Source organism: Sphaerisporangium sp. B11E5, assembly GCF_039871875.1.
In the GTDB taxonomy this organism is placed as follows: Bacteria; Actinomycetota; Actinomycetes; order Streptosporangiales; family Streptosporangiaceae; genus Sphaerisporangium.
In genome coordinates, this window is record NZ_JBDPMD010000005.1 from 47,650 (window position 1) to 72,300 (window position 24,651).

The window sequence follows — 24,651 nt, forward strand, 5'->3', positions numbered from 1 at the left end:
CCTTCCCCCGAGTCGTCCGTTTCCCCGTGCCCCGGGCCCGTACGCTGGGCGGGTGTTGACACGGTTGCGATCGAGCGGCCTGGTGCGCGCCGGCCTGGCCGTGGTGGCGCTCGGGTTCCTCGGGTACGGCCTGGCCGCCAACTGGGGGGCCACCTCGGCGGCGCTCGGCCGGCTGTCGTGGGGCACGGTCGCGGGCGCCCTGGCGGCGGTGCTCGCCGGGGTCGGGTGCATGCTGGCCGCCTGGCGGGTGGTGCTCGCGGGCCTCGGGTCGCCGCTGCCGGTGCGCGTCGCGGCCAAGGTCATGTGCCTCGGGCAGCTCGGCAAGTACGTGCCGGGGTCGGTGTGGGCCTTCGCGGCGATGATGGAGCTGGCCCGCGACCACGGGTCGCCGCCGCGCCGCACGTTCGGGGCCACCGTGATCGCGCTGGTGCTCTCGCTCGGCTGCGCACTCGGGCTGGCCGCGGCGACGCTGCCGTTCACGTCGCGGGAGGTCGCGGGACGGGCGTGGTACCTGCTGGCGCTGGTGCCGGTGATCGTCGTGGCCCTGCACCCGCGGGTGCTGACGTACGGGCTGAACCTGGTGCTGCGGGCCGCCCGCAGGGAGCCGCTGGAGCGGTCCCTGCCCGGCCGGGCCATGCTGGTGGCCGCCGCGTGGACGCTGGCCGGGTGGCTGCTGTACGGCGTGCACGTCTGGCTGCTGCTCGGTGACGTGCGGCCCGGCGGGGCGTCGCTGTACCCGCTCGCCGCCGGGGCGTACGCCCTGGCCTGGGCCACCGGGCTGCTCACCGTGATCGTGCCGGCCGGCATCGGGGTGCGCGAGGGTGCCCTGGTGCTGGTGCTGGCGCCGGTGCTCGACGCGCCGCTGGCCCTGGTGATCGCGGTGGTGTCCCGCCTGGCGTTCACGCTGGCCGACCTGGTCTGGGCGGCCCTCGGGTTCGCGCTGGCCCGGGGTCAGGCGCCCGCGGCGAGCAGCTCCGACGCGTACGCCGCCCAGTAGGGCTCGGGGTCCACGGCCTTGACGCCGCGGCGCAGGCGCTCGGGCTCCCCGTCGGCGTAGAAGCGCTTCAGGGTCTCGGTCAGCGCGGGCACCGAGCCGGGGTCGGTGAGCAGGCCGTCCACGCCGTCGGTGACGTGGTCGGCGAGGGCGCCCACGCGGGTGGCGATGACCGGCAGGCCGTGCTCGTGGCCGAGCCAGGCGTTCTGGCTGGCGGTGGCGGAGCGGTACGGCAGCACCAGCGCGTCGGCCCCGGCGAACAGCGCGGGGACGTCCGCGGCGGGCACGTAGCCGGGGCGCAGCTCCACCCGGCCGTCCAGCCCGAGTGACGTGACCAGGGCGCGGGTCTCGTCCAGGCCGCCCCAGAACTCGCCGGCCACGGTCAGCGACACCCCGGGGACCTCGGCGAGCGCGCGCAGCAGCAGGTCGAGGCCCTTGTAGGGGCGCACCATGCCGAAGAACAGCAGCCGGTTCCGCACGCCGTCCGCGCGGGCCCCGGCGGCGCCGTGCGCGGGCAGGTGAGGGGGCAGCGCGGCCACCCGCACGGGGGCCGGGGACAGGGAACGGGCCAGCTCGGCCTGCTCGGCCGAGTGGGCGAGCACGCCGTCGGCCCGGCGCAGCAGGGCCTTCACCAGCGGCCTGTCGTACGGCTTGCGCTCGTGCGGCAGCACGTTGTGGCACAACGCGACCACGGGGGCCCCGCGCCGCAGGCCCGCCAGGACGCCGAGGTACGCGGGCACCTGCACCGGGCTCAGCAAGGTGAGCACCACCAGGTCGAGGCCGCGCAGCCGCCGGCCGCACCGCACCCAGCCGTCCGGGCGGCGCCAGTCGAGGTCGCGCCGCACGTGGGGGAACGGCTCGCCCTCGGGCGCGTCTATGGTCTGCTGCCCGGGATACAGGAACGACGGGTACTGCGCCCGCCACGACTCGATCACGACGTCGTGCCCGAGCGCCGTCAGGCGGTGCGCCAGCTCGGTGGTGTGCTGCGCCCCGCCGCCCTTGTACGGGAAGGCCGGGCCGACGATCGCGATCCGCACGTCAGTCGCCCCGTGAACGGACGATCAGGTCGGCGAGCAGCGCGAGCGACCCGATGATCAGGCCGGACAGGAAGGTCATCACCGTGCTCGCCGGGAAGTAGAACGGGTGGCGGAACATGTCCACCACGCCCTTGCCCAGCGCGATCACGACCAGCCAGATCGCCGGGGGCATGAGCACCTTGAGCGGGTTGAAGTACATCACCATGCGCAGCACCTGCAGGATGTACCGGTAGGCGTCGGAGATGAAGCTGAACTTCGACTTGCCGGCCCGCTTGCTGTACTCGATGGGCATGTAGTGCACGTCGTGCTGGTTCGACAGGAACGCCAGCGTGATCGTGGTCACGCAGGAGAACCCGGGGGGCAGCAACCGCAGGTACGGCAGCGACACCGACCTGCGGAACGCGCGCAGGCCCGAGTTGAGGTCGGGGATCTCCTGGCCGGCCAGCCGCTCGGCCACCTTGCGGATGAACCACTTGGCGGGCACCCGCAGGAACTTGTGCGACCCCTGCTCGCTGGTGCGCGCCCCGACCACCTGGTCGATCGACGGGTCCTTCTCCAGGATCTGCACCAGCTCGGGGATGCGCTCGTTGGGGTAGGTCATGTCGGCGTCGGTCCACACGACGATCTCGCCGCGGGCGTCCTGGGTGCCGATGCGCCGCACCGTGCCGGAGCCGCCGTTGCGGTGGAACGCCACCACCCGCATGTTCGGGAAGCGCGGTGAGGCCTCGCGCAGCCGGTCGAGCGTGCCGTCGGTGGAGTGGTCGTCGACGGCGACGAGCTCGTAGGTGTAACCGCTGGTGTCCATGGCCTGGCAGATGCGCTCGACCTCGGCGATCACGTGGTCCTGCTCGTTGTAACACGGCAGGACGATCGTCACGTACGGCTTCGCGTCCACAGCGGGTCCCGTCTCAGGCGTTTCGGTCACACTCACGTCGGGCGAGAATACCGGCCCTGGACGGCGATGGAGTCCACGTCAGCGTTATCGGCACCCTTCCCGCACGAGGGGGCGCTATTCCCTGGAAACGGGATGGACCCCCTCGGCACCCGGCAGGTGGCCGGCCGCGGCTTCGCCTCCGGTCATCCCGGGTCGTCACCTCGACCGGGGGGCGGGACGACGCTCCACACGTCGATGGCCAGGGTCCACGTGCCGTCGGGTGCCTCGACCAGGGACCGTTCGTCCTGGCGGGTGCGCAGGCGCAGGGCCAGGGTGGCGGGGCCGTACGGGGTGAGCTGCCCGCCCTCGGCGGCGAGCACGACGGGCACCCGGCCGGCGGCGCGGACACGGCCGGCGAGGCGGCGCACGACGGCGGGCGGGGCGACGTCACCGGTGACGGCGGGGACGCGGGCGGCCGGGACGCCGCACATGCTCCGGACGACCTGGGTGAAACGGTCGGCGGTGGCACGCTCGACGATGAGCACGCTCGCGTTCCTGGGGAACGTGCCGCACAGCTCGGCGATCGCCGCGGCCTCCCCCCGCTCGGCGGGGGTGAACGCGGTGCCGACGGACGTCACGGCCGCGGGCACCACCAGCAGGACGCACCCCGCGGCGAGCACGCCGTCCCGCAGCCATCTCCTGCCCGGTCCGGCCGGGCGGCGGGCCCTGGCGGCGCGGTCGCGCAGCCACCGGACGCCCCAGACCCCCAGCAGGACGAGGCCCGGGATCACCACGGGCACCAGGCGGCGGGACGCCCAGGGGTGGTCGGGGGTGATGGCGGGGCGCCACAACGTCGTCACGGTGGACCAGGCGATGATCGCCAGCGGCAGGGCCCAGGTGAGGTCGCGGCCCCGCAGCACACGCCGGGCCAGCACGGCCGCGCCGAGGGTGGCGAGGACGACGGCCGGGACGCCGAGGTACCAGATCACCCACCACAGGGAGTGCTCGGTGTAGATGCGGGACGGGTCCACCGGCAGGCCGTTGGCCTTCTGCACGCCCGCGATGAACATCGCGTTGGCCCGGTCGTCCCGGGTCCCCGGCACCCGCCGCACGGTAGCCACCCAGGGCCAGACCGCGAAGGCGGCGACCACCAGCACGACCCCCGCGGCGGCGGCCGTCCCCGGCCAGCGCGGCAGGCGCGCGAGCCGCGGTACGACGACCGGCCCGAACGCGGCGCACGACACGGCCAGCGCCAGCGTGATCGCCGCTATGCCGAGCAGGGGCCGCACCGAGGGTGACAGGTACTCCAGGTACGGCCGGGACAGCGTGTACCCCGCCCAGAGCCCGAACGCCGCCCCCGCCAGCACCCCCGCCGCCAGCGGCAGCCCCATCGGCGCGTACCCGGCGCGCCGCCCGCCCGACCCGCGCAGCGCGGCGACCAGCCCCGCGAACCCCAGCACCGGCAGCAGATCGCGCAACGCGTCGATGCGCACCACCACCGCGAGCCCGAACACCACGCCGGCGAGGACGGCCGCCCGGGGCCGTGCCCGCGCGTCCAGCGTCAGCGCGATCCCCCCGAACAACAAGATCAGCGACGGCATCTCACTGAACGTCGTCCGCGACGTGTACAGGATCGGCAACGCCACCGCGAACCCGAGCGCCGCGAGCGCCGCCCACCATCCCCCGGCCAGCCGCGCCGCCAGTCCCCCGACCACGAGCACCCCCAGCCCCCCGAGCACCGCGGGCACCCACAGCAGCCCCTCGACGCCCCCTGCCCAGTACCCCACCGCGTCCAGGACCGGCGCGCCCGGCATGAACTGCGGCACCACCGCCCCGCCGTGGTCGTAGAACCCCACACTGTCGAACCGCAGGAACGGATCGGTCACCCCGCCGAAAGCCGCCAGGTCCCGGGGGATCGGCAACCCCCCGTGCCGGGCCAGCCAGATGGCGTACTGCGCGTACGTCCCCGGGTCCCTGCGCACGATGAGCTGCTCGCTGCGCAGCAGCCCGTTGAACACCACCGACACCAAGGCGACCCCGCCCACCGCGATCGCCTGGAGCCCCGACGCCCTCGGCACCGGCCCCCGCCAGGCCGTCCACGCCCCGAAGGCCGCGAACCCGACCGCCGGCCCTCCCCCCACCACCACCGCGGCGAGCGGCCGGTACGTCCCGGCCGTCACCAGCAGCACCCCGCCCACCAGCCACCCCGCCAGGCCGAGCGCGGGCACCACCGAGGCGACCGCGAGCCACCGCCCCGCCGTCCCCGGCAACGACCGTCCCACCTCGCCCCCGATCATGGTCCGACCAGCGAGCCTAACGCCCCCCACCGCTTCACGTACCGCACGAACCACCACCACGACCAGGTAGCGTACGGCCCCGGACCACCACCCACGCACACGCCTCGTCACGGCCGTGGCACCGGGCACGCTTCGGGAGGGAGCACGATGCTGAGGCGGTACCCCGTGTCGAGCTGGGGGGGCCACGCCCGGAGGCATCGGGTGTTCCTCTGCGTGGTCCTGGCCGGGGCCGGGCTGCGGGGGCTGGTCATGCTGGGGTACCGGCCGGCGCTGTGGTTCCCGGACTCGTACACCTATGTGGTGACGGCACTGCGGCCGCGGCCCGATCTGGTGCGGCCCGCGGGGTACTCCGTGTTCCTGCGGCTGCTCGAGCCGTTCCACGACTTCGCGGCGGTGGCGCTGGTCCAGCACCTGCTGGGGCTCGCCACCGGGGTGCTGGTCTACGCGGGGGTGCGGCGGTGGGGCGGGCCCGCGTGGGCCGGGGTGGCGGCGTCGGCGCCGGTGCTGCTGGACGCGTACCAGGTGCAGCTGGAGCATCTGCTGGTCTCGGACACCCTCTTCATGTTCCTCGTCGTGGCGGGGGTGTACGCCGCGGCGCGGACGCGGACGTGGCGGGGGGCGGCGGCCGCGGGGCTGCTGCTGGCGGCGGCGACGCTCACGCGCACCGTCGGTCTGCCGCTGATCGTCCTCGTCACCCTCTGGCTGGCGTTCCGGCGGCCGGACCCGGCCCTCGGGGTGCGCCGGACGGACCCGGCCGAGATGCCGCGCGGGGTGCGCCGGGCCTGGCAGGCGCTGCGGCGATCGGGCTCGCGGCTCCGGCCGAGAGGGGTGCAGGCGGCCGCCGTCTGCCTGGTGGCGGCGCTGGTGCCGGTCGGGGCGTACGCGGCGTGGTTCTCGGCCACGCACCACCGGTTCGGCATCGTGGGGGCCAACGGCGTGTTCCTCTACGGCCGCACCATGTCGTTCGCCGACTGCGCCGTCATGCGCCCGCCCCCCGACCTCGCCGTCCTCTGCGACGACACCCCGCCGGACGCCCGCCCGCCGTCCCAGGCGTACGTCTGGGACCCCGGGGCCCCCCTGCCCGCCCTCCCCGGCATCACCTTCTCCGCGAGCTCCGACCGCCTGGCCGGCCGCTTCGCGATGCTCGCCCTCCGGTCCCAGCCCCTCGACTACGCCGCCTCGGTCCTCGGCGAGCTGGCCCGCGGCTTCACCTGGGGGCGGCCCGTCTACCCCGACCGGGAAACATACGACCACTACGAGTTCCCGGCGCGGACCCCTGCCCCTCCGTCCCGCGAGCCCGCGCTCCTGGGGGTCACCCTGGCGACGCAGGAGTACCAGCGAGGCCCCATCGGCACCCGCGTCGAGGAGCCCTTCGCGGGGTGGGTGCGCGCCTACCAGGACGTCGCGCGGCTCCCCGGCACCCTCCTGCTGCTGGTCCTGCTGGCCGCCCCGGTGGCCGCCGCCGTCCGCCGCCGGCGAGGAGGGCCCTGGGTGCTGCCGTGGGCGACGGCCGCGGCACTTCTGGTGATCCCGGCCGCCACCGCGGAGTTCGACTACCGCTACGTGCTGCCGGCGGTCCCCCTCGCCTTCCTCGCCGCCGCGCTCGCCGTGACCGGCCTGTCAACTTCTCCCAGTACCCAAAAACCGCATCTACCTGCGGATTCCATGCACAATGGTTAAAGCGGCCGACTAGACTGTTCCAGTAAATATCCTCGTGTCGGTAAGCTTGCGCCGCCGCTTCGACCGCCTGGAGTACGCATGATCACGAGACCATTCATCCGATCATGCTGCCCGCAGCCGGGCTGGTGACCTAATCTCATGACGAAATGAGCGAGCACCGACACGTCGCACCTGTGACGGATCACCGGGGGGAGCCCGCGCAACCCGGCCGCAGGGCGAGCCGAGCACGCCAGCCGATGGCGCCGCCGCCTCGCCCGCCGGACGGCGGCGAGCGTCCCCGCCGCCACCGCGCCGCGCCGATGCCTCCCGCGGCCCCCGAGACCCGCCATCCCGAAGGCGACCCGCCGCCCCGGCGCCGCAGGGCCGCCGAGCCCCCCGAGCCGCCGGACGGCCCGGGCTCCCGCCGTGGGCGCGACTCCGGTGGCGGCAAGCGCAGCCGGGTGCTCGCCTGGATCAGCATCGCCCTGACCGTCGTCCTGGTGGGCCTCTCCCTCGGCGGCTACACGCTGTACCGCAGCCTGCTCGGCAACCTGCGCACCCAGGACGTCAGCGGCGGCCTCAACGCCAACCGCCCGGTCAACACCACGGGCGCGCTCAACGTCCTGCTGGTCGGCTCCGACACCCGGGCCGGGAACAACAAGCGGTACGGCCAGCACATGGAGAACGAGGGCGAGCGCACCGACACGATCATCCTCCTGCACGTCTCCCCCAACCGGGACAAGGCCACCCTGATCAGCTTCCCCCGCGACTCGATGGTGCAGATCCCGGCGTGCAAGCACGCCCGCACCAAGGCCGCGATCCCGCCCCGGCTCGACATGATCAACTCGGCGTTCAACGAGGGCGGCATGGCCTGCACGATCAACACGATCGAGGCCAACACCAACATCCGCATCGACCACTACATCAAGGTCGACTTCACCGGCTTCAAGAACATCGTGGACGCCCTCGGCGGCATCCAGATCTGCGTGCCGCATGCCGTGAGCGACAAGAAGGCCAAGCTGGAGCTGCGGGCCGGCAAGCAGATCGTGCGCGGCGAGGCCGCCCTGGCGTACGTGCGGGCCCGCTACGCCCTCGGTGACGGCGGCGACATCAGCCGCATCAAGCGCCAGCAGATCTTCCTCTCCCAGGTCGTCAAGAAGGCCACGAGCGGCGACACCCTGACGAACCCGGGCAAGCTCATCAGCCTGATCACCGCCGCCGCGCAGTCGGTGGTGATGGACCCGCAGCTCGACGTGGACACGCTCGTGCAGATCGCGCAGAGCGCCCGCAGCCTCACCGCGTCCGGCGTGAAGTTCGTGACCGTGCCGTGGGAGGCGTACCCGAGCGACAAGAACCGCGTGCAGTGGAAGCAGCCGGACGCGGGGCGGCTGTTCGAGTCGCTGCGCAACGACATCGAGGTGACGCCGACGGCCAAGCCGAGCGCCGCCGCGTCCGCCTCCGGGCCCGCCAAGCCGTCGATCAAGCCGGCCCAGGTGAAGGTCCAGGTGCTCAACGGCACCAGCACCCCGGGGCGGGCCAAGGACGTCGCCGAGGCGCTGGCCGCGCAGGGCTTCGACGTCGTCACCGTGGGCGACGCCCGCAACGCCGACGGCACCGACCGGCCGCAGACCCAGGTGCTCTACCCCAAGAAGGCCGCGGACGGCGCCGACTACGCCGCGCCGCTCGCCGCCAAGCTGGTGAGCAAGGTCACCCCGGCCGACGGCAAGGTGAAGCCGGGCAGCGTCGTGCCGTTCACCCCGTCCGCCACCGCCGTCCCCACCGCGCAGGCGAACGCCGACGGCGCGACGGCCGCCGACGGCCCTGTCATCCAGCTCGTCATCGGAGCCGACTTCAAGGGCGTGAAGGTGCCGGTCACCATCCCCGACAGCGCCCGCGTGGTCGACTCCAAGACCGACGTCTGCAGCACCTGACCGATAAGTCCGGACGGCCCGATTCCCCCCAGGGAGTCGGGCCGTTTTTGCCGTCTGCGGACGCGGGAATCGCGGCTCTGTCGCGACAATCCAAGGTCGGCACGTTAGGGTTGGCTGATCTGGTGAGCGCGTCCGCCGTCGTCCTCGATCGCCTCACCCGTCACGGGCGACCGCCAGAATCCGCCGCGATCACACGTAAGCACAGGTCAGCACAGTCTCCGACAGATAGCCGAGCGTTTCCCCCGTGAGTGAAACCAGATCGTCCTTCCACGTTCCGGCCCCCCGCGCGGACGGCGCCTCCACCGGCGCCCCCGCCCCCGACGCCTCCGGCGACCCCGGAGGGCCCGTCATGGAGCCCACGGACACGGACACGACCACGGACCCGGCTCCCGAACCTCACACGGGCCCCCAACACGTCCAGGCGACACACACCGGACCCCAGCACACCCAGGCGACGCACACCGGACCCCAGCACCACCCCGGCACACACACCGGACCCCAGCACACCCAGGCGACACATACAGGGCCCCAGCACCACCCCGGGACACACACCGGACCGCAGCACACCGAGGCGACGCACACCGGACCGCAGCACCTCCCAGGGGCACACGCCGGCGCGCGTCCGGGTGAAGGCGGTCACGCCGGTCCGCAGCCGTACTCCGAGACGGGGCCCCGCACGGCGGCCGAGGCCGCGCGGGCGGCGCGCTGGCCGGTGCCCGACGGGGCCGAGCCGCCGACGGGCGCCTGGGACCGGCATCGGCCGCGTGGCGGGGAGCCCGCCGGGCCGCTGTGGCCGGTGGCCGAGCCGCCCGCGCGCCGGAGCCGCCACGCGGCGGAGGAGGACCCGGAGACCTTCGCCTTCGACCGCCCCTCCTGGCCGGAGCCTCCGGCCGAGGGCACCGGGCCGCGGCAGGCCCAGGGCGACCAGGCCCCCACCCGGCAGGCCCCGGGCGACCAGACCCCCACCCCCTCCGACGGTTTCTCCTACTGGGAGCGCCGGCCTGTGGCCCCCGTGCCCGCCGGCGCGGCCGTGGCGTCCGCGGCCACGCCGGTGCCCGCCTGGGGACGCGGCGAGCAGCGCCTCGCCGGGGAGCGGGCCGAGGAGGAGGAACAGCCCGCGCCGCGCACCCCGCGCGCCCGCGAGCCGTACCTCGACAACGTGAAGTTCGTCCTGATCGCGCTGGTGGTGACCGGCCACTCCCTGGTGCCGACGTTGTCGGCGCACTCGGCGCGTTCGGCGTACCTGTTCATCTACGTGTTCCACATGCCGCTGTTCGTGATCATCAGCGGCTACCTGAGCCGGAACTTCTGGAACTCCAACGCCAAGACCAACAAGCTCGTGGACACGTTCCTCGTGCCGTACGTCATCGTGGAGATCGGGTACGCCCTGCTGCGGTTCGCGTTCGGCCACAAGTGGAGCCTGACCATCATCGACCCGGCCTGGCTGAACTGGTACCTGCTGGCCCTGCTGCTGTGGCGCCTGTCCACCCCGGTGTGGAAGCGCATGCGCCACCCCCTGCCGATCGCGCTGGCCGTCTACCTGCTGGCCGGGTTGTCCGACCTGCCGGGCGACTTCAGCATGGACCGCTTCTTCGGCCTGATGCCGTTCTTCGTGCTCGGCCTGTGGCTGCAGCCCCACCACTTCGAGATGCTGAACCGCCGCTGGATCAAGCTCGTGTCGGTTCTCGTGCTCGCGGGCGGCGCGGCGGTTGCCATCCTGATCGCCCCGCACGTCAAGCTCGCGCCGGTGTACTACAAGAACAGCTACTCCGACCTCAACCTGCCGTGGTGGACCGGCATGGGCATGCGGGTCGCGTTGCTGGTCGCCGCGCTCGCCATGTCGGCGGCCATCCTCGCGCTGATCCCGCGCCGCGCCACGTGGTTCTCCGACCTCGGCACCCGCACGCTGTACTGCTACCTGCTGCACGGCGTGCCGGTGTACATCGCCAAGGAGATGGGCTGGCTGGAGTTCCCGTGGCTGCACGGCCCGCTCGGCGTCATGGCGATCGTCAGCAGTTGCTTCGCGCTCGCCATCGTGTTGTGCCTGCCTGAGACTCGATCGGTGTTCAAGTGGCTGCTGGAGCCGAGGCTCACCTGGCTCTACCGCAGACCGTCGGCGGACGCCAGGTCGGCGACCTCCTAGGGCCGGATGTTCAACCGCATTTCCACCGCGATTAACGATACGCATCCAGGCAGTAAGCGAACGGCGCTCAGCATCGACACATGAAGGTATGTGTCGGCACGATCGTCCACCATCCGGAGGACGCGCGGATCATGCACCGTCAGATCCGCGCGCTGCTGGAGGCCGGTCACCAGGTCACCTATGTGGCGCCTTTCACCCACTGCAACGTCACGCCGATCCCGGAGGTCCGGGCCATCGACGTGCCGCGCGCCGTTGGGCTACGCCGCAGGCACGCCCTGTACGCCGCCCGGGCGGCGCTGCGCAAGGGGTCCAGGGACGCCGACCTGCTTCTCGTGCACGACATGGAGTTGCTGTTCGCGCTGCCGCGCCGCCGCCCCACGACCGTGTGGGACGTGCACGAGGACACCGTCGGCGCGCTGGACACCAAGCCGTACCTCCCCGCGTCCGCGCGGCGGCTGCTGCCCGGCCTGATCCAGCGCATCGAGAGCCGGGCCGAGCGCCGGCTGCGGCTGATCCTCGCCGAGGCCGCGTACCGTGACCGTTTCACCGGCAACCACCCCGTGGTGCCGAACACGACGTACGTGCCGGAGACCCCGCCGCCCCCGCCCGGCGGCAACCGCGTGGTGTACGTGGGGCAGCTCTCCGAGGCCCGCGGCACGCTGGAGATGATCGAGCTGGCCCGCCGCCTGCGCCCGCACGGCATCCGCGTCGACCTGATCGGTGCCGCCGACCCGCAGGTGCGGCCCATGCTGCGCGACGCCCAGCGCGAGGGCCTGCTCGACTGGTTCGGCTACGTGCCCAACAACCACGCCCTGCGCATGACCGAGGGCGCCCTCGCCGGCCTGTCCCTGCTGCACGACGTGCCGAACTACCGGCAGTCCCTCCCCACGAAGATCATCGAGTACATGGCGCGCGGCGTGCCCGTGGTGACGACCCCGCTCCCGCTGGCCGCCTCCATCGTGGGCCGCGCCGCCTGCGGCGTCATCGTGCCCTACGGCGACGTCGACGCCGTCACCCAGGCCGTCCTGCGCCTGCGCGACGACCCCGAGCGCCGCACCGTCATGGGCTCCCACGGCTACGCCGAGGCCCGCGGCAACTACCACTGGCCCGACCAGGCCCGCGACTTCGTGGCACACCTGGAGGAGTGGGCGTCCCGCGTGCCGGCCACCGCGCTGCGCCGCGTCGTCCCGGCCTGACCCTCAGGGCACGCGGACGACCACGTGGCCGTCGGCGGTCACCTCGGTGGCGTAGACGCGCAGGTCCTTCTGGCCGCTGCGTGAGCAGCCGGTGGTGAGGTCGTAGGTGTGCTGGTGCAGGGGGCAGATGACGATCTCGTCGTCGATCTGCCCGTCGGCCAGCGGGCCGCCGGCGTGGGGGCAGACGGCGGAGACGGCCCGCAGCTCGCCGGTGCGCAGGTGGAAGACGGCGATCCGCTCGCCGCCCACCGTGTAGGCGCGGCCCTCGCCGACGGGGATCTCGGCCAGCGGGCCGAGGCGGTGGCCGCCGGTCACCGGACCTCGACCAGCGGGAGGGCGGGGCGGAACTGGCCGGGGGTGACCGGGGCGCGGCCCTCCTGCCAGGGGTCGCGGTAGGCGTCCACGGCGGCCTGCACGTCCCGGTCGAGGCGCTCGGCGATGCCCTCGGCGTCGTCCACCACGACGGCGCGTACGCGGTCGATGCCGACGCGGGGCACGAAGGCGTAGGTGCGTTCCAGCCAGTTGGCGTTCTCCCGGTAGTACTGCAGGAAGCGGCCGGTCAGGGTGACGACCTCCTCGTGGGTGCCGACGGTGGCCAGCAGGTCGCCCTTGCGGACGTGCGCGCCCGCCGCGCCGCCGACGTAGATCTCCCAGCGGCCCCCTTCCACGGCGACCACGCCGAGGTCCTTGACGTACGCCTCGGCGCAGTTGCGGGGACAGCCGGTGACCGCGAGCTTCATCTTCGCCGGGCCCTCCAGGCCCTGGTACCGGCTCTCCAGGGCGATGCCGAGCGCGGTGGAGTCACCGAGGCCGTAGCGGCAGAAGTCCAGGCCGACGCAGGTCTTCACGGTGCGGAAACTCTTGCCGTACGCGTAGCCCGACGGCATGCCGAGGTCGGCCCACACCGCGGGCAGGTCCTCCTTGCGCACGCCGAGCAGGTCGATGCGCTGGCCGCCGGTGACCTTGACCAGCGGCACCCGGTACTTGTCGGCGACGTCGGCGATGCGGCGCAACTGGTCGGGGGTGGTGCAGCCGCCCTTCATCTGGGGCACGACGGAGAACGTGCCGTCCCTCTGGATGTTGGCGTGCACCCGGTCGTTGATGAAACGGGCGTCGCGCTCGTCGACGTACTCGTCCGCCCACATGGTGCGCAGCAGGGACGCGAGGCCCATCTTGCTCTTGGCGTCCTCGATGCCGCCGGGGGCGAGCGCGGCGAAGACGGCGGACACCGACGTCAGGCGGCGGGCACGGATCTCGGCCATGAGCTGGGGCTTGGCGAGGGGGACGCCCGGCACGTACCAGTTCGCGGACGGGTCCACCTCGGCCGCGCCGCCCGCGGCCCAGTCCACGATCTGCTCCACCAGGGAACGGCACGAGCCGCAGCCCTTGCCGGCGCGCGTCTCGTTCATCACCCCGGTCACCGACCTGATGCCCTTGGTCACCGTCTCGACCAGGGCCGCCTTGCTGACGCCGTTGCAGTTGCACACCTGGGCGTCGTCGGACAGCTCGGCCACGGAGGTCTCGGCCGAGGGGCCGCCGAGGTCGAACAGCAGGCGCACCCGGTCCTCGGGCAGCGGCAGCCCCTGGTCGAACGCCTGCGTGAGGAAGGCGATCTTGTCGACGTCGCCCACCAGGGTCGCGCCGATCAGCCGGCCGTCGCGCACCACGACGCTCTTGTACGTGCCGCGGCTCGGCTCGGCGAACACCACGAACTCGTCGTCCTCACGCTCGGGGCCCGTGACGCCCATGGAGGCGACGTTCACCCCCGCCACCTTGAGCTTGGTGGCGATGCGCGACCCGTGGTACGCGGCCGTGGGGTCGGCACCGGTCAGGTGGTCGGCCAGCACACGCGCCTGCTCCCACAGCGGGGCGACCACCCCGTACACCCTGCCCCGGTGCTGCGCGCACTCGCCGACGGCGTAGATGTCCGGCTCATCGACGGCCCGCATCTGGTCGTCCACCACGATGCCCCGCTCGACGACGAGGCCGCTGGCCCGTGCCATCTCGGCGTTCGGGCGGATACCGGCCGCGACCACCACCATGTCGCACTCGATGGAGCGGCCGTCCAGGAGGCCGATGCCGGTGACCTTCTCGACGCCCTCCACTTCGGTGGTCCTGGCGTTCAGCTCGACGGTGATGCCGAGCCTCTCGACGCTGCGCTTCAACACGGCCCCCGCCTGCGCGTCGAGCTGCTGGTTCATCAGGTGGCCACCGGCGTGCACCAAGGTGATGTCCAGGCCGTGGTTCTGCAGCCCCCGCGCGGCCTCCAGCCCGAGCAGCCCGCCGCCGATCACCACGGCGCGGCGGTGGCCGCGGGCGTACCTGAGCATGTTGCGGGTGTCGTCGATGGTGCGGAAGGTGAAGACCCCTTGGTGGAAGCCGCGCTCCGCCACCCGCATGCCGGGAATGTCCGGCACGAACGGCACGCTGCCCGTGGCGATGATCAGCTTGTCGTACCGGGTGACGCTGCGGTCGTCCGCGTACACCTTGCGCGCGAACGGGTTGACGCGCCGCACCCGCACGCCGGCCCGCAACGTGACCCCGTTCTCCTCGTACCACGCCAGGCTGTTGAGGAAGATCCCGTCCTCCGGCTCGTTCCCCGCCAGCACCTCGGACAACATGATGCGGTTGTAGTTCCCGTACGGCTCGTCCCCGAAGATCGTGATCTCGAACCGCTCCCCGCCACCCCTGGCCAGGACCTCCTCGACCGCCCGCACCCCCGCCATCCCGTTCCCGATCACCACCAGCCGCATGGCCCGCCCCCCTCAGACCTCGACCAGCCCGAGATCGACGACCAGCGACCCTTCCGCGCCATCGGGCGCGGCGACGAACAGGTCGATCGTGGTCCCCGGCTCCAGATCCTCCACCACCCGCAGCGACACGTGCGTCCCCGCCTTGGCCCCGATCGGGAAGTACCGCATCGGCGCCCCGTCCCGAATGAGGATCACGCACACCAGCTCGTCACTGGTGTTCCCGCCCCGCAGGTACACCGGCTGCGCCACGACACCGTCAGGGACGACGTACCGCAAGGCGGACGCCACCGGATACGGCGCGTCCATCCCCTTGCCGACGAACGGAAAGATTCCCTGGAGAAAACGGGGGGTCGACTCCACTTCAGTCCTTTCCTACCCGAACGGAACGAACACCAGAACACCCGACACTTCCGGCCCAGCGTCGGCCCACCGCATTTCTCCGGCATACAAAAGGCATGTCCACCCGGTTAACCAGTCCTCACCCGCGACACCCCACCCCCCAAGGAGCCCGTTCATGAGCAACGTCGCCGCCGCCGCCATCGCCGCCGCCACCTCACTCCTCGTCTCGATCCTCACGCTGCTCCTGGGCAACCGGCAGCAGCGCCGCCGGGACGAGGAGAACGAACGCCGCCAGATCAACTCCCGCTACGTCAACCCACTGCGCCTCCACCTGGTGGAGAACCACTACCGCCTCTCCTCCACCCTGGCCCGGGTGGACGACGACGGCCGCTGCGAGGAGATGCTCGTCCTCGACACCCCCGCGTCCGTCTCGGCCAAGGACGCCGAGTGGTACAACGGCCACGGCTGCGCCCTGCTGTCCTCGGTGTACCTGACCGCCGGCCTGTTCGCCCAGCTCATGCGGGTCAAGGAGGACTTCCCGTACCTCCGCCTGTCCCGGCAGGACGACACCACCCTCGCGGGGCTCCTGATGCGAGTTCAGCTCGGCTACCTGGAGAACCTCGGCGTCTACTACGTCACCCAGCCCAGCATCGGCGAGTCCGTCTGGGACCGTCAGGCCGGCCGCGTCATCACCTACCGTGAGTTCTGCGAACGCCTCCGCGACCCCGAGTGGCGCGTCTGGTTCGACAAGCTGATCAGCTTCCACCTGGACATCGCCCGGGGCGAACGCCGCGACAACGCCGACCACATCCTGTCCGCCATCACCACCCTCAGTGACTTCCTCGACGCCCGCATCGGAGGCGGCCACTCCATCGGAAGCCGCTGGGAGGCCGAAGCCACCACCTTCACCTGACCGCCCCGGCCCGCTCCGGACACGTCCCGCGCTGGCGTCCCGGAGCGAGGATTGGTCTACTGGAGGCATGGCCAGCCACCTCGTCCAGGGGCGCCCGATCACCACCCCCGTGCACGTCAGGGATGCCAGCGCGTGCGGCGCCAGCTACCTCGTCCGCGCCGACGCGGTCCGGGCTGTCCTCGCCTACTGCGACCTCGACGTCACCGAGGTCCTTCCCGGCAAGGCTCTGTGCACCCTGGTCTTCGCCCGCTTCGCCGACAGCGACCTCGGCCCCTACCACCAGTTCGGCGTCGCCTTCCTCGTCCGCTCCCCCGAAGCCCCCCGCCCCCGCACCCGCAGCTTCCTCTCCGGCGTCAGGGAGCTGTGCACCCCCGGCACCGGCGCCTTCGTCCACTGGCTTCCCGTGGACCAGCCCTTCGCCCTGGAAGCGGGCCGCACCATCTGGGGGTTCCCCCACGAACAAGCCCAACTGGACCTCCGCCTGGCCTCCCCTTACAAACGCTGCGTCCTCCGCAAGGACGGCCGCCTGGTCCTGGATCTCCTTCTCCGCCCCGGCGTGCCCCTCCCCCGGCTCCCCACCCCCGGCACCCTCCGTCCGTCCCCCGTCCCCCACCTCGGTCTTCCCGTCCTCGGCACCCCCACCATGGACGCCTACACCCACCTGGACGGCACCACGCGCCGCACCCGCTGGACCCTCCACCCCCAATCCGTCCGCACCCGCCCCGGCGGCGCGTTGATCCGCCTCGGCAACCACCCGATCGCGAAGGAACTCAGCGAACTCGGCCTCCCCAAACGGGCCTTGACCACCACCAGCATCGCCCGCATGACCATGACCTTCGAGGAGCCGGCACCGGTGTGACCGTCTCGGCGAGCACCGCAGGGGCTACGGCAGGGTGAGGACGCGGGGGCCGTCCTCCGTGATGGCGATGGTGTGCTCGATGTGGGCGGCGCGGCTGCCGTCCGACGTGCGCAGGGTCCAGCCGTCGGGGCTCACGCGGTAGTCGTCGCGGCCGCCTGCCATCAGCATGGGCTCGATGGCGAGGGTCAGGCCGTGGCGCAAGGGGTAACCGCGGCCGGGGCGGCCGTGGTTGGCGACGTGGGGGTCCTCGTGCATGTGGCGGCCGATGCCGTGGCCGCCGAAGTTGACGGGCATGCCGCAGCCGGCCGCTCGGGCGACGGTGCTGATGGCGTGGGAGATGTCGCCGATGCGGTTGCCGGGGGTGGCCGCGGCGATGCCGGCGTCCAGGGCCTCCTGGGTCGCCTTGATCAGCTCCAGGTCCTCGGGGTACGGCGTGCCCACGGTGAAGCTGATGGCGGCGTCGCCCGTCCAGCCGTCCAGTTCGGCGCCGCAGTCGATGCTGACCAGGTCGCCGTCTCGCAGCCGGTAGTCGGTCGGGATGCCGTGCACGACGGCGTCGTTCACCGAGGCGCAGATCACGGCGGGGAACGGCGTGGGGGCGAAGTCGGGGCGGTAGCCGAGGAACGGGGATCGCGCCCCGGCCTCGTCCAGCACCGTCCGTGCCACTTCGTCCAGCTGTTTCAGCGACACCCGGACACCGGCCGCCCCCCGCACCGCCGCGAGCGCGTTGGCCACGACCCGTCCTGCCTCCCGCATCGCCTCCAGCGCCGCGTCACTCTTGATCTCGACCATGCCCGGGAACTCCCACCTGCCTGACCCAATACTTATACCGGTATTACTATAACGCACATGGTGCGAACGCCTCTGACCCCGACCGAACGCCGCCGCGGCGAACGCTTCGGCGCCCTCCTGCGGGAGGCCCGAGGCGACCGCAGCATGGCGGACGTCGCCGCCGCCGCCGGCATCTCCCCGGAAACCCTGAGAAAGATAGAGACCGGCCGCGCCCCCACCCCCGCCTTCTTCACCATCGCCGCCCTGGCCTCAGCCCTCCACGTCTCCCTGGACGCCCTCGCCGCCGCCTGCACGGACGGCCGAGATCAGGCACTATCAGCCTGAAAGCCCCACGTCACCAGGAGACCCCCGCCATGGCCCCGCTCATCCGCCCCTACACCCCTGCCGACACCCCCTGGGCGGCGAAAGTCCTCACGTCCTACTTCGGCGCCCCCGAAGTCGTCTCACGCGGCAAGCTCCACGACCCCACCGGACTCCCCGGCTTCATCGCCGAACAGGACGGCACCCCCCAGGGCCTGATCTCCTACACCATCACCGGCCCCGAATGCGAGATCGTCGCCCTGGTGGGCCCCGGCACAGGCGCGTACCTGCTGGCCGCCACCGTGGAGTTCGCCAGGAACGAGGGCTGCCACCGCCTCTGGCTGATCACCACCAACGACAACACCCGAGCCCTGCGCTTCTACCAACGCCAGGGCTGGGACCTGGTGGCCCTCCACCGCGACGCCGTGACCAGGGCCCGTGCCATCAAACCGGCCATCCCCCAGACCGGCGAGGACAACATCCCCATCCGCCACGAACTGGAACTCGAATTCCTCCTCCAGGCGTAGGACGCCTGGTCCCGGTTCACCCGGTCACCGGCGGCGAGGTTCAGACGATGGGAGGGCGGCCCAGGCGGAGCATGCGCCAGGCGGTGCGCCAGGCCATGGGGCGGCGTTCGCCGGCGGGCTCGGTCAGGCCCTCCTTGAAGCCCTGGAACCAGGACTTGATGGCCAGTTGGGAGCGTTCGCGGATCACGGTGAGGACGATCCAGTCCAGCAGGTACAGCGCGGCCAGGAGCCAGGGCAGGTTGCGGCGGGCGAGCCAGACGCGGTTGCGGGCGTTCAGGCGGTAGAAGTCGGCGTGCCTGGTGGGGGGGACCTGGGGGTGGTACATCACCGCATCGGCGTCGTATTCGATGCGGTAGCCCTCGCCGAGGAGGCGCCAGGCCAGGTCGGTCTCCTCGTGGGCGTAGAAGAAGCGGCCGGGGAGGCCGCCCACCTGGAGGAACGCTGATCTCCTGATGGCGCAGGCGCCGCCGAGGAACGTCGTCACGGGACTGCTGCGCTGGGGGTCGCCGGCGCGCAGTCGCGGGACGTGGCGGCGCTGGCCGGCGCCGCCTTCCGGGTCCATCACGCGGAAGGAGATGACGGCGAGGTCGGGTTCGGCGGCGAAGCGTTCGCGGACGTGGGCGGCCACCTTGTCGGTGGCGTACCAGCCGTCGTCGTCGAGGAACAGGACGACGTCGCCGGTGCATTCGCGTACACCGTGGTTGCGGCCCTCGGGGATGCCGACGTTGGTGGAGATGCGGACGGTGCGGACGTTGGGGCCGTACGCGGCGAGCTTCGGGACGTCGGCGCCGTTGCCGACGACCACGACCTCGACGTCGCCGTCGGTCTGGGTGACGGCCGACTCGACAGCCCGGTCGAGTTCGGCGACCCGGTTACCCATGGTGAGGATGACACACGAGATCTTCAACGCGTCATCGCCTCGACGCTGAGAAGGCGCAGGTAACCATGATCACCGAGTCTGGTTGGGCGGCGGGTCCGAACTCTGTACGCATACTGTGAAATAAGGGTATCGGAACGGTCAGCGAACCCCCACCGAACATTCGGTGTGGATTGCGCGTCGGCTCTTGACAGAGATACGACGTAGGAGGTCCGCCGACGGTTCCGACAGATCACGCGAGCCGCCTCGACGCCAGGATGCTCACCAGGTGGAGGACCGTCTGCACCCCCGCGAACACAGCGCAGGCCACGGTGAGCACCTGGGTGGCGGCCAGGCCCCCCGCCACGGCGTCCCACACGGCCGCCAGCAGGGCGATGATCGACAACTCCACGGCCTGGATCACCCGGTGGAAGCGCAGGGCCGCCACGGCCTTCCTGGCCACGCCCAGCCTGCGGGACGCGAACTGCTCGGCCGCCGCCTCGGTGGTGGCGGTCAGGCCGGAGCGGGCACGGGCGACGTCCACCAGATCGGTCTCGGACTTGATCAGGATCGCGCCGAGCGCCGCCGCGAGACCGAGCACGGTGTACCAGTCGGGCACGGTGGCCGACGCCCGGAACCCGAGCCCGATCAGCAGCGCCGCCTCGGCGAAGTAGTGCCCCACCCGGTCGAGATAGACGCCGGTGATGGACGTCCGCCGCGTCCACCGCGCCAGCTCGCCGTCGGAGCAGTCGAGCAACAGGTACACCTGGATCAGCAGCGCCGCCGCCAGCGCCGCCCACAGCCCGGGCAGCGCCAGCACCACCCCGGCGAGCAGGCCCGCCACGATCATCAGCCCGGTGACCTGGTTCGGTGTGATCCGCGTGCGGGCCAGCGCCCACGTCACGTAGATCGACAGCTTGCGCATGTACAGCGCGCCCGCCCAGTGCTCACCGGAGTTGCGCTCCATCGTGGTGTGCGGCTGGGCGACCGCGCGCATCTCAATGAGCGACGGCCCGGACATAATCCTCCACCCGGTCGCGCGCCTCGGCCTCGGACAGCCGCAGGTGCTCCAGAATCGTGTACCGCCCGGGACGGGTGGACGGCGCCAGCATCACGGCCTCGGTGAACTGCTCCGTGGACAGCCCGATGTCCGCGGGGGTCAGCGGCAGCCCGTGCGTGCGCAGGCACCGGGTCACCAGCGACAGCAGCCGCTGGTCCTCGCGCAGGAAGAAACAGAAGGCCGCCCCGATGCCGGCGAGCTCGCCGTGGTTCGAGGTGCCCGGGAACAGCTGGTCCACGGCATGAAGGATCTCATGGTCACCGCCGCTGCTCGGCCGCGACGAGCCCGCGACCACCATGGACATGCCGGACAGGATCAGCGCCTCGGCCAGCACGGTGAGGAACGCGTCCGACTCGATGGAGTCGGGCCGCCCGAGCACCGCCTCGGCGCTGGTGCGGGCCATGGACACCGCGAGGCCGTCGATGGGCTCGCCGCGCTCGACGTTGCCGAGCTGCCAGTCCTCGATGGCCGACAGGTTGCTGATGACGTCGCCCGCCCCGGCCCGGACGAGGGCCGGCGGGGCGCCGTGCACGAAGTCCAGGTCCACCAGGATGGCCAGCGGCATCGGCACCCCGAACGACCCCTTGCCCCCCTCGTGCTCCAGCGAGGACACCGGCGAGCAGATGCCGTCGTGGGAGAGGTTGGTCGCCACGGCGACCATGGGGATGCCGGCCAGCGACGCGGCGTACTTGGTGACGTCGATGGTCTTGCCGCCGCCGATGCCGACGACCGCCTCGTACGCCCCCTTGCGCAGGTCCGCGCCGAGGGTGACGGCCGAGTCGACCGAGCCGTCCGGCACGCGGAACACCTCGGCGTCCTCCAGCGTGGGGGCGATGAGCCCGGATATGTGGTCGCCCTGGCCGGCGCCCACCGCGACGGCGACGCGGCCGGAGGTGGCGACGCGGCTGTCGGACAGCAGGGCTCCGAGCTGGGCGACCGCGCCCCGGCGCACCTCGACGGTGAGGGGCGCGGTGAGCATCCTCGCTAGCAGCGGCATGCGGTCTCCTTGGTGGCCGTCGGCGCGGACTTCGGCGCTCCGCCGGCCGGCCGCGCGCCGGTGCGGCGCGTGGCGGCTAGTACGTGCACGCGATCTCCCGGGCGCGGGCCAGGTCGTCGTGGTTGTCGACCTCCACCCAGTCGACCTTGCCGATCGGCGCGACCGCGATGCGCTCGCCGCGGGCGACCATCTCGCCGTAGCCGTCCTCGTAGTACAACTGGGGGTCGCGCTCGAACGTGGCCCGCAGCGCGTCGGCGAGCCGCTCGGCCGCGCCGGGACGGATCAGCGTGGCGCCGATGTACTCGCCGTGGGCCGCCGCGGGATCCATGAGCTTGGTGATGCTCCGCAGGTAGCCGGCGTCGTCCAGGGTGACCTTCATCTCCTCGTCGGCGAGGGTCTTGACGTCGTCCACCGCGAGCAGGACGTCACTGGTCACCGGGGCGTCCAGCAGCGTGCGTTCCACCGAGACCGGGTGCACGGTGTCGCCGTTGACGAGCAGCGCCCCCTCGGCGAAGTGGTCGCGCGCGCACCACAGGGAGTAGGCGTTGTTCCACTCCTCGGCCTTGTCGTTGTGGACGAGGGTGAGGCGCACGCCGTGGCGCCGCTCCAGCTCGGCCTTGCGGTCGTGCACCGCCCCTGCCGCGTACCCGACGATGACCACGACGTCACGAAGGTCCACGGCCGCGAGGTTGCGCAGCGCGATGTCGAGGATCGTGGTCTCCCCGTCCACCGGCACCAGCGCCTTGGGCAGCGTGTCGGTGTACGGCCGCAGGCGTCGTCCGGCCCCGGCGGCCAGCACCATTCCCAGCAACGTGCGCTCCTGTCGTTCAAAGGCAAGGTATGTAGGGTGAAAGGTTAGTTGCCCGCAGGTGCTGATCGTGTAATCGGTGGTTCACCTATGCCGTTATGAGATCGATTACATGCAATGTGGTGGGTGGTCAGTCCCGGGACCCGAGGTCGGCCGCCTCGACGCCGGAACGCGGGGCGACGAGCCAGCACGTCACGCTCTCCCAGCAGAACAGCGCCGCGAGGTACAGCGTGGCGAGCACGAACACCGGGGTCACGACGTCGAGCAGCACACCCATGGCCACCAGCAGCATGCGGCCCTCCCAGCCGAGCCCGGCGAGGGCCAGCCACGGCGGCGGGTAGACCCGCTGGCGGCAGCGGTAGACGACATCGTAGTGGTGGAACAGGATCGCCCCGAGCAGGCCGGCGATCAGCAGCTTGGGGACGTCCCACGCGAAGCCGACACAGGCCACGAAGCCGTACTCGGTGAGCCGCAGGATGGGCGGCACCAGCCAGTCCACCCGCCCGTTGTGCGGGTGGGAGCTGCCGAGACCGGCCAGCAGCAGCGCCACGGCGGGCGCGAAGACGGCGGGGCCCTCGGTGCCCGCGACGCCGAGGAAGAGCATGACGCCGGTCACGAACGCCCCGGCGATCACTGGGGGCAGGGGCGGCAACTGCCCGGCGAGCAGCAGGCCCATGCCGCGGGACAACACGCCGTCGTCGCGGTAGGTGACCACCGCGTTGCGCGGCACCGGGGTCATGCGGACGTACACCATGGGTTACAGCGACCTCGCGATCCTGCCGGTGAGGGTGTACAGGGTGGCCAGGCCGCCCCACGCCAGCAGCGCGAGGAACGTCACGTGGGCGTTGGCGAGGGCCGCGGTCAGGGCGATCAGCAGCACGCGCTCCCCGACGGGCAGCACGATGATCTTGCGGAGCCAGTACGCCCTGGTGTCGCGGTCCAGCAGGACGGCCAGGCGGCCGCGGCCCGGCGTATCGGGGGCGGTGGGGCGGGCGAGGGCGCCGTCGGGGCGCTCCAGGCCGAGGCCGGCGTGGCGGGCGCCCATGTACGCGAAGTCGATCATGTGGCGGAGTGACTGCAGCAGCATGGCCGCCACCGCCATGGCCCAGATGCCGTCAGGGCCGGTCGGGCCCGCGGCCACGCTCCCGGCGTACCCGACGGCCAGGCCGAAGTAGACGGCGTACTCCTTCACGCGGGCGAACGTGGCGTCCAGCCAGGCCCCGACCGGGGAGAAGGTGCGGGTGTAGCGGGCGAGGCGGCCGTCCACGCAGTCCAGCACGAACGACAGGTACAGCAGCGCCGCGCCCGCGACGAGCGCGCGGCGGCTGCCGGCGGAGAACGCGACCGCGGCCAGGCCCGCGAGACCGACCGACAGGCCGGTGACGGTGCTGGGCGTCATGCCGAGGTGGGCGGCGAGCCGGACCAGGGGGCCGGTCCAGGTGCTCACGAGGTACGTCGCGGTGAAGCCGTCGCCGGAGCGCACGGTGGCGGCGAGGCGGGCGCGGCCCTCGTCCACCTCGGCGAGGCGCTCGATCGCGGCCTCGGTCTCCCCCTCGCCGGTGACGCGGACGGCGCGCAGCAGGCCGAGGGGCGCGGCGCGCACCGGCACCCGCAGCCGTACCAGGCCCGCGAGCAGCAGGTCGACGGCCTCGCCCGCCGTGGCGTCGCCGAGCACGCCCGCCTGCGCCAGGTCGGCGAGCTCGTCGGCCACCTCGGCGAACGTCGCGAGGTCGGCCACCCCGACGTGCAGCACGCCGCGGAAGGCGCCGTTGGCGGCGGTCACCACGTGGAAGGAGTTCCCCGCGGCGACGACCCGGCCGTGCTCGACGCGCACCGGCGGGACCGCGCCCGGCGGCTCCCTCCCCGGCACACCGTCCGCCTGCGTGCCCTTCCCCTGCGTGCCCTTCTCCGGCGGGGAGACCAGGGCGGCGGTGCCGCGGGACGGGTCGGCGAGCAGGAGGGCCAGGGCCTCGGTGTGGGCCACCAGGTCGCCGGGGAGCACCGCCATCGGGCCGGTGCAGGCGCGGGCGACCGTGGCCACGGCCCGCAGGTCGTCGGGGAGCCCGCCGCTCACCGTGACCCGGCTCGCGGGCGGGCGCGGCCCGGCTACCCTGGTCACGACATGCAGCTCCCGGACGGCCAGGGCGGCGAGCTGGCCGCCCAGCCGGTCGGCGGCGGCGCCCGGGGCGGTGTCCAGCACCACGGCGACCACCGTGGACGCCGGGCCGCCGCGGTCCGGACGGCGGGCCGGCCGGGCCACGACGTCGGGTGCGGGTCTCGGGGCGGGTGAGGATGCGGGCAGGGACTCGGGCAACC

22 protein-coding genes are annotated in these 24,651 nt (G+C 72.5%); 9 read left to right on the plus strand and 13 right to left on the minus strand.

The window, feature by feature from the left end; translation table 11 throughout:
- Positions 1-52 precede the first annotated feature (52 nt).
- A complete protein-coding gene (locus ABGB17_RS06845; RefSeq protein WP_347626944.1) occupies positions 53-997 on the plus strand; it encodes a lysylphosphatidylglycerol synthase domain-containing protein in 945 nt (314 codons plus the stop codon).
- Here the strand turns inward: ABGB17_RS06845 and ABGB17_RS06850 are convergent.
- The 3 genes from ABGB17_RS06850 to ABGB17_RS06860 all read right to left on the minus strand — a co-directional run bounded on the left by ABGB17_RS06850 (position 952) and on the right by ABGB17_RS06860 (position 5,202).
- Positions 952-2,031: a glycosyltransferase family 4 protein gene (locus tag ABGB17_RS06850; protein WP_347626945.1), complete on the minus strand. Its 1,080-nt coding sequence runs from the start codon at positions 2,029-2,031 to the stop codon at positions 952-954. The genes ABGB17_RS06845 and ABGB17_RS06850 overlap by 46 nt on opposite strands.
- A 1-nt stretch (position 2,032) precedes the next feature.
- Complete coding sequence (locus ABGB17_RS06855; protein ID WP_347626946.1) at positions 2,033-2,962, minus strand: glycosyltransferase family 2 protein; 930 nt, start codon at positions 2,960-2,962, stop codon at positions 2,033-2,035.
- A gap of 146 nt (positions 2,963-3,108) precedes the next feature.
- Positions 3,109-5,202: a hypothetical protein gene (locus ABGB17_RS06860; RefSeq protein WP_347626947.1), complete on the minus strand. Its 2,094-nt coding sequence runs from the start codon at positions 5,200-5,202 to the stop codon at positions 3,109-3,111.
- 147 nt (positions 5,203-5,349) lie between these two features.
- On the opposite strand from ABGB17_RS06860, the gene ABGB17_RS06865 reads away from it, so the two are divergent.
- The 4 genes from ABGB17_RS06865 to ABGB17_RS06880 all read left to right on the plus strand — a co-directional run bounded on the left by ABGB17_RS06865 (position 5,350) and on the right by ABGB17_RS06880 (position 12,131).
- Positions 5,350-6,882, plus strand: coding sequence for a hypothetical protein (locus ABGB17_RS06865; RefSeq protein ID WP_347626948.1), 1,533 nt, complete (start codon positions 5,350-5,352; stop codon positions 6,880-6,882).
- Between the two features lie 236 nt (positions 6,883-7,118).
- Positions 7,119-8,792 carry an LCP family protein gene (locus ABGB17_RS06870; protein ID WP_347626949.1) on the plus strand — a complete coding sequence of 558 codons (1,674 nt, stop codon included), beginning with the start codon at positions 7,119-7,121 and terminating at the stop codon, positions 8,790-8,792.
- A 712-nt stretch (positions 8,793-9,504) separates the two neighbouring features.
- The gene (locus tag ABGB17_RS06875) at positions 9,505-10,935 is read left to right on the plus strand and encodes an acyltransferase family protein (protein WP_347626950.1); all 1,431 of its coding nucleotides are present in this window, start codon (positions 9,505-9,507) and stop codon (positions 10,933-10,935) included.
- A gap of 80 nt (positions 10,936-11,015) precedes the next feature.
- The gene (locus ABGB17_RS06880; protein WP_347626951.1) at positions 11,016-12,131 is read left to right on the plus strand and encodes a glycosyltransferase; all 1,116 of its coding nucleotides are present in this window, start codon (positions 11,016-11,018) and stop codon (positions 12,129-12,131) included.
- Between the two features lie 3 nt (positions 12,132-12,134).
- On the opposite strand, the gene ABGB17_RS06885 is transcribed toward ABGB17_RS06880, so the two are convergent.
- Genes ABGB17_RS06885 through ABGB17_RS06895 form a run of 3 tightly spaced genes read right to left on the minus strand, consistent with a single transcriptional unit; the run spans position 12,135 to position 15,190 of the window.
- A complete protein-coding gene (locus ABGB17_RS06885) occupies positions 12,135-12,446 on the minus strand; it encodes a Rieske (2Fe-2S) protein (protein ID WP_347626952.1) in 312 nt (103 codons plus the stop codon).
- Positions 12,443-14,884 (minus strand): nitrite reductase large subunit NirB, encoded by a 2,442-nt coding sequence (gene nirB / locus ABGB17_RS06890; protein WP_347626953.1) that lies wholly within the window; start codon positions 14,882-14,884, stop codon positions 12,443-12,445. The genes ABGB17_RS06885 and nirB overlap by 4 nt, the downstream gene beginning before the upstream one ends.
- Positions 14,885-14,896: 12 nt before the next feature.
- On the minus strand, positions 14,897-15,190 hold the full coding sequence (locus tag ABGB17_RS06895) for a hypothetical protein (protein ID WP_347626954.1): 294 nt from the start codon (positions 15,188-15,190) through the stop codon (positions 14,897-14,899).
- 208 nt (positions 15,191-15,398) lie between these two features.
- Here ABGB17_RS06895 and ABGB17_RS06900 point away from each other — a divergent pair, with 208 nt between their 5' ends.
- Together ABGB17_RS06900 and ABGB17_RS06905 are read left to right on the plus strand one after the other, a co-directional pair.
- Positions 15,399-16,136: a hypothetical protein gene (locus ABGB17_RS06900; RefSeq protein ID WP_347626955.1), complete on the plus strand. Its 738-nt coding sequence runs from the start codon at positions 15,399-15,401 to the stop codon at positions 16,134-16,136.
- A gap of 67 nt (positions 16,137-16,203) precedes the next feature.
- Positions 16,204-16,995, plus strand: a complete 792-nt coding sequence (locus ABGB17_RS06905; protein ID WP_347626956.1) for an acetoacetate decarboxylase family protein — start codon at positions 16,204-16,206, stop codon at positions 16,993-16,995.
- A 24-nt stretch (positions 16,996-17,019) separates the two neighbouring features.
- Here the strand turns inward: ABGB17_RS06905 and map are convergent, their stop codons facing one another.
- Positions 17,020-17,787, minus strand: a complete 768-nt coding sequence (gene map, locus ABGB17_RS06910; RefSeq protein WP_347626957.1) for a type I methionyl aminopeptidase — start codon at positions 17,785-17,787, stop codon at positions 17,020-17,022.
- A gap of 57 nt (positions 17,788-17,844) precedes the next feature.
- Here map and ABGB17_RS06915 point away from each other — a divergent pair, with 57 nt between their 5' ends.
- The gene (locus ABGB17_RS06915; RefSeq protein ID WP_347626958.1) at positions 17,845-18,111 is read left to right on the plus strand and encodes a helix-turn-helix transcriptional regulator; all 267 of its coding nucleotides are present in this window, start codon (positions 17,845-17,847) and stop codon (positions 18,109-18,111) included.
- A 29-nt stretch (positions 18,112-18,140) separates the two neighbouring features.
- Positions 18,141-18,614 (plus strand): GNAT family N-acetyltransferase, encoded by a 474-nt coding sequence (locus tag ABGB17_RS06920; protein ID WP_347626959.1) that lies wholly within the window; start codon positions 18,141-18,143, stop codon positions 18,612-18,614.
- A gap of 40 nt (positions 18,615-18,654) precedes the next feature.
- Here ABGB17_RS06920 and ABGB17_RS06925 read toward each other — a convergent pair whose 3' ends face one another.
- The 6 genes from ABGB17_RS06925 to ABGB17_RS06950 form a co-directional block, all read right to left on the minus strand.
- Positions 18,655-19,521 (minus strand): glycosyltransferase, encoded by an 867-nt coding sequence (locus ABGB17_RS06925; RefSeq protein WP_347626960.1) that lies wholly within the window; start codon positions 19,519-19,521, stop codon positions 18,655-18,657.
- Between the two features lie 202 nt (positions 19,522-19,723).
- Entirely contained in the window at positions 19,724-20,491 is a 768-nt protein-coding gene (locus ABGB17_RS06930) for a CDP-alcohol phosphatidyltransferase family protein (RefSeq protein WP_347626961.1), read from the minus strand.
- Positions 20,469-21,509: an iron-containing alcohol dehydrogenase family protein gene (locus ABGB17_RS06935; protein ID WP_347627159.1), complete on the minus strand. Its 1,041-nt coding sequence runs from the start codon at positions 21,507-21,509 to the stop codon at positions 20,469-20,471. The genes ABGB17_RS06930 and ABGB17_RS06935 overlap by 23 nt, the downstream gene beginning before the upstream one ends.
- 94 nt (positions 21,510-21,603) lie before the next feature.
- Positions 21,604-22,338, minus strand: a complete 735-nt coding sequence (locus ABGB17_RS06940; protein WP_347626962.1) for a phosphocholine cytidylyltransferase family protein — start codon at positions 22,336-22,338, stop codon at positions 21,604-21,606.
- Positions 22,339-22,465: 127 nt separating this feature from the next.
- The gene (locus ABGB17_RS06945) at positions 22,466-23,074 is read right to left on the minus strand and encodes a DUF5941 domain-containing protein (RefSeq protein WP_347626963.1); all 609 of its coding nucleotides are present in this window, start codon (positions 23,072-23,074) and stop codon (positions 22,466-22,468) included.
- Positions 23,075-23,092: 18 nt separating this feature from the next.
- On the minus strand, positions 23,093-24,649 hold the full coding sequence (locus ABGB17_RS06950; protein ID WP_347626964.1) for a CDP-alcohol phosphatidyltransferase family protein: 1,557 nt from the start codon (positions 24,647-24,649) through the stop codon (positions 23,093-23,095).
- Positions 24,650-24,651: the final 2 nt, after the last annotated feature.

What these genes read in the sequence shown, in the direction of transcription:
- ABGB17_RS06860 (WP_347626947.1), bottom strand. Translation starts at nt 5,202, where the DNA reads ATGATCGGGGGCGAGGTGGGACGGTCGTTGCCGGGGACGGCGGGGCGG.
- ABGB17_RS06865 (WP_347626948.1), top strand. Translation starts at nt 5,350, where the DNA reads ATGCTGAGGCGGTACCCCGTGTCGAGCTGGGGGGGCCACGCCCGGAGG.
- ABGB17_RS06870 (WP_347626949.1), top strand. Translation starts at nt 7,119, where the DNA reads ATGGCGCCGCCGCCTCGCCCGCCGGACGGCGGCGAGCGTCCCCGCCGC.
- ABGB17_RS06880 (WP_347626951.1), top strand. Translation starts at nt 11,016, where the DNA reads ATGAAGGTATGTGTCGGCACGATCGTCCACCATCCGGAGGACGCGCGG.
- nirB (WP_347626953.1), bottom strand. Translation starts at nt 14,884, where the DNA reads ATGCGGCTGGTGGTGATCGGGAACGGGATGGCGGGGGTGCGGGCGGTC.
- ABGB17_RS06895 (WP_347626954.1), bottom strand. Translation starts at nt 15,190, where the DNA reads ATGGACGCGCCGTATCCGGTGGCGTCCGCCTTGCGGTACGTCGTCCCT.
- ABGB17_RS06900 (WP_347626955.1), top strand. Translation starts at nt 15,399, where the DNA reads ATGAGCAACGTCGCCGCCGCCGCCATCGCCGCCGCCACCTCACTCCTC.
- ABGB17_RS06905 (WP_347626956.1), top strand. Translation starts at nt 16,204, where the DNA reads ATGGCCAGCCACCTCGTCCAGGGGCGCCCGATCACCACCCCCGTGCAC.
- map (WP_347626957.1), bottom strand. Translation starts at nt 17,787, where the DNA reads ATGGTCGAGATCAAGAGTGACGCGGCGCTGGAGGCGATGCGGGAGGCA.
- ABGB17_RS06915 (WP_347626958.1), top strand. Translation starts at nt 17,845, where the DNA reads ATGGTGCGAACGCCTCTGACCCCGACCGAACGCCGCCGCGGCGAACGC.
- ABGB17_RS06920 (WP_347626959.1), top strand. Translation starts at nt 18,141, where the DNA reads ATGGCCCCGCTCATCCGCCCCTACACCCCTGCCGACACCCCCTGGGCG.
- ABGB17_RS06930 (WP_347626961.1), bottom strand. Translation starts at nt 20,491, where the DNA reads ATGTCCGGGCCGTCGCTCATTGAGATGCGCGCGGTCGCCCAGCCGCAC.
- ABGB17_RS06935 (WP_347627159.1), bottom strand. Translation starts at nt 21,509, where the DNA reads ATGCTCACCGCGCCCCTCACCGTCGAGGTGCGCCGGGGCGCGGTCGCC.
- ABGB17_RS06945 (WP_347626963.1), bottom strand. Translation starts at nt 23,074, where the DNA reads ATGACCCCGGTGCCGCGCAACGCGGTGGTCACCTACCGCGACGACGGC.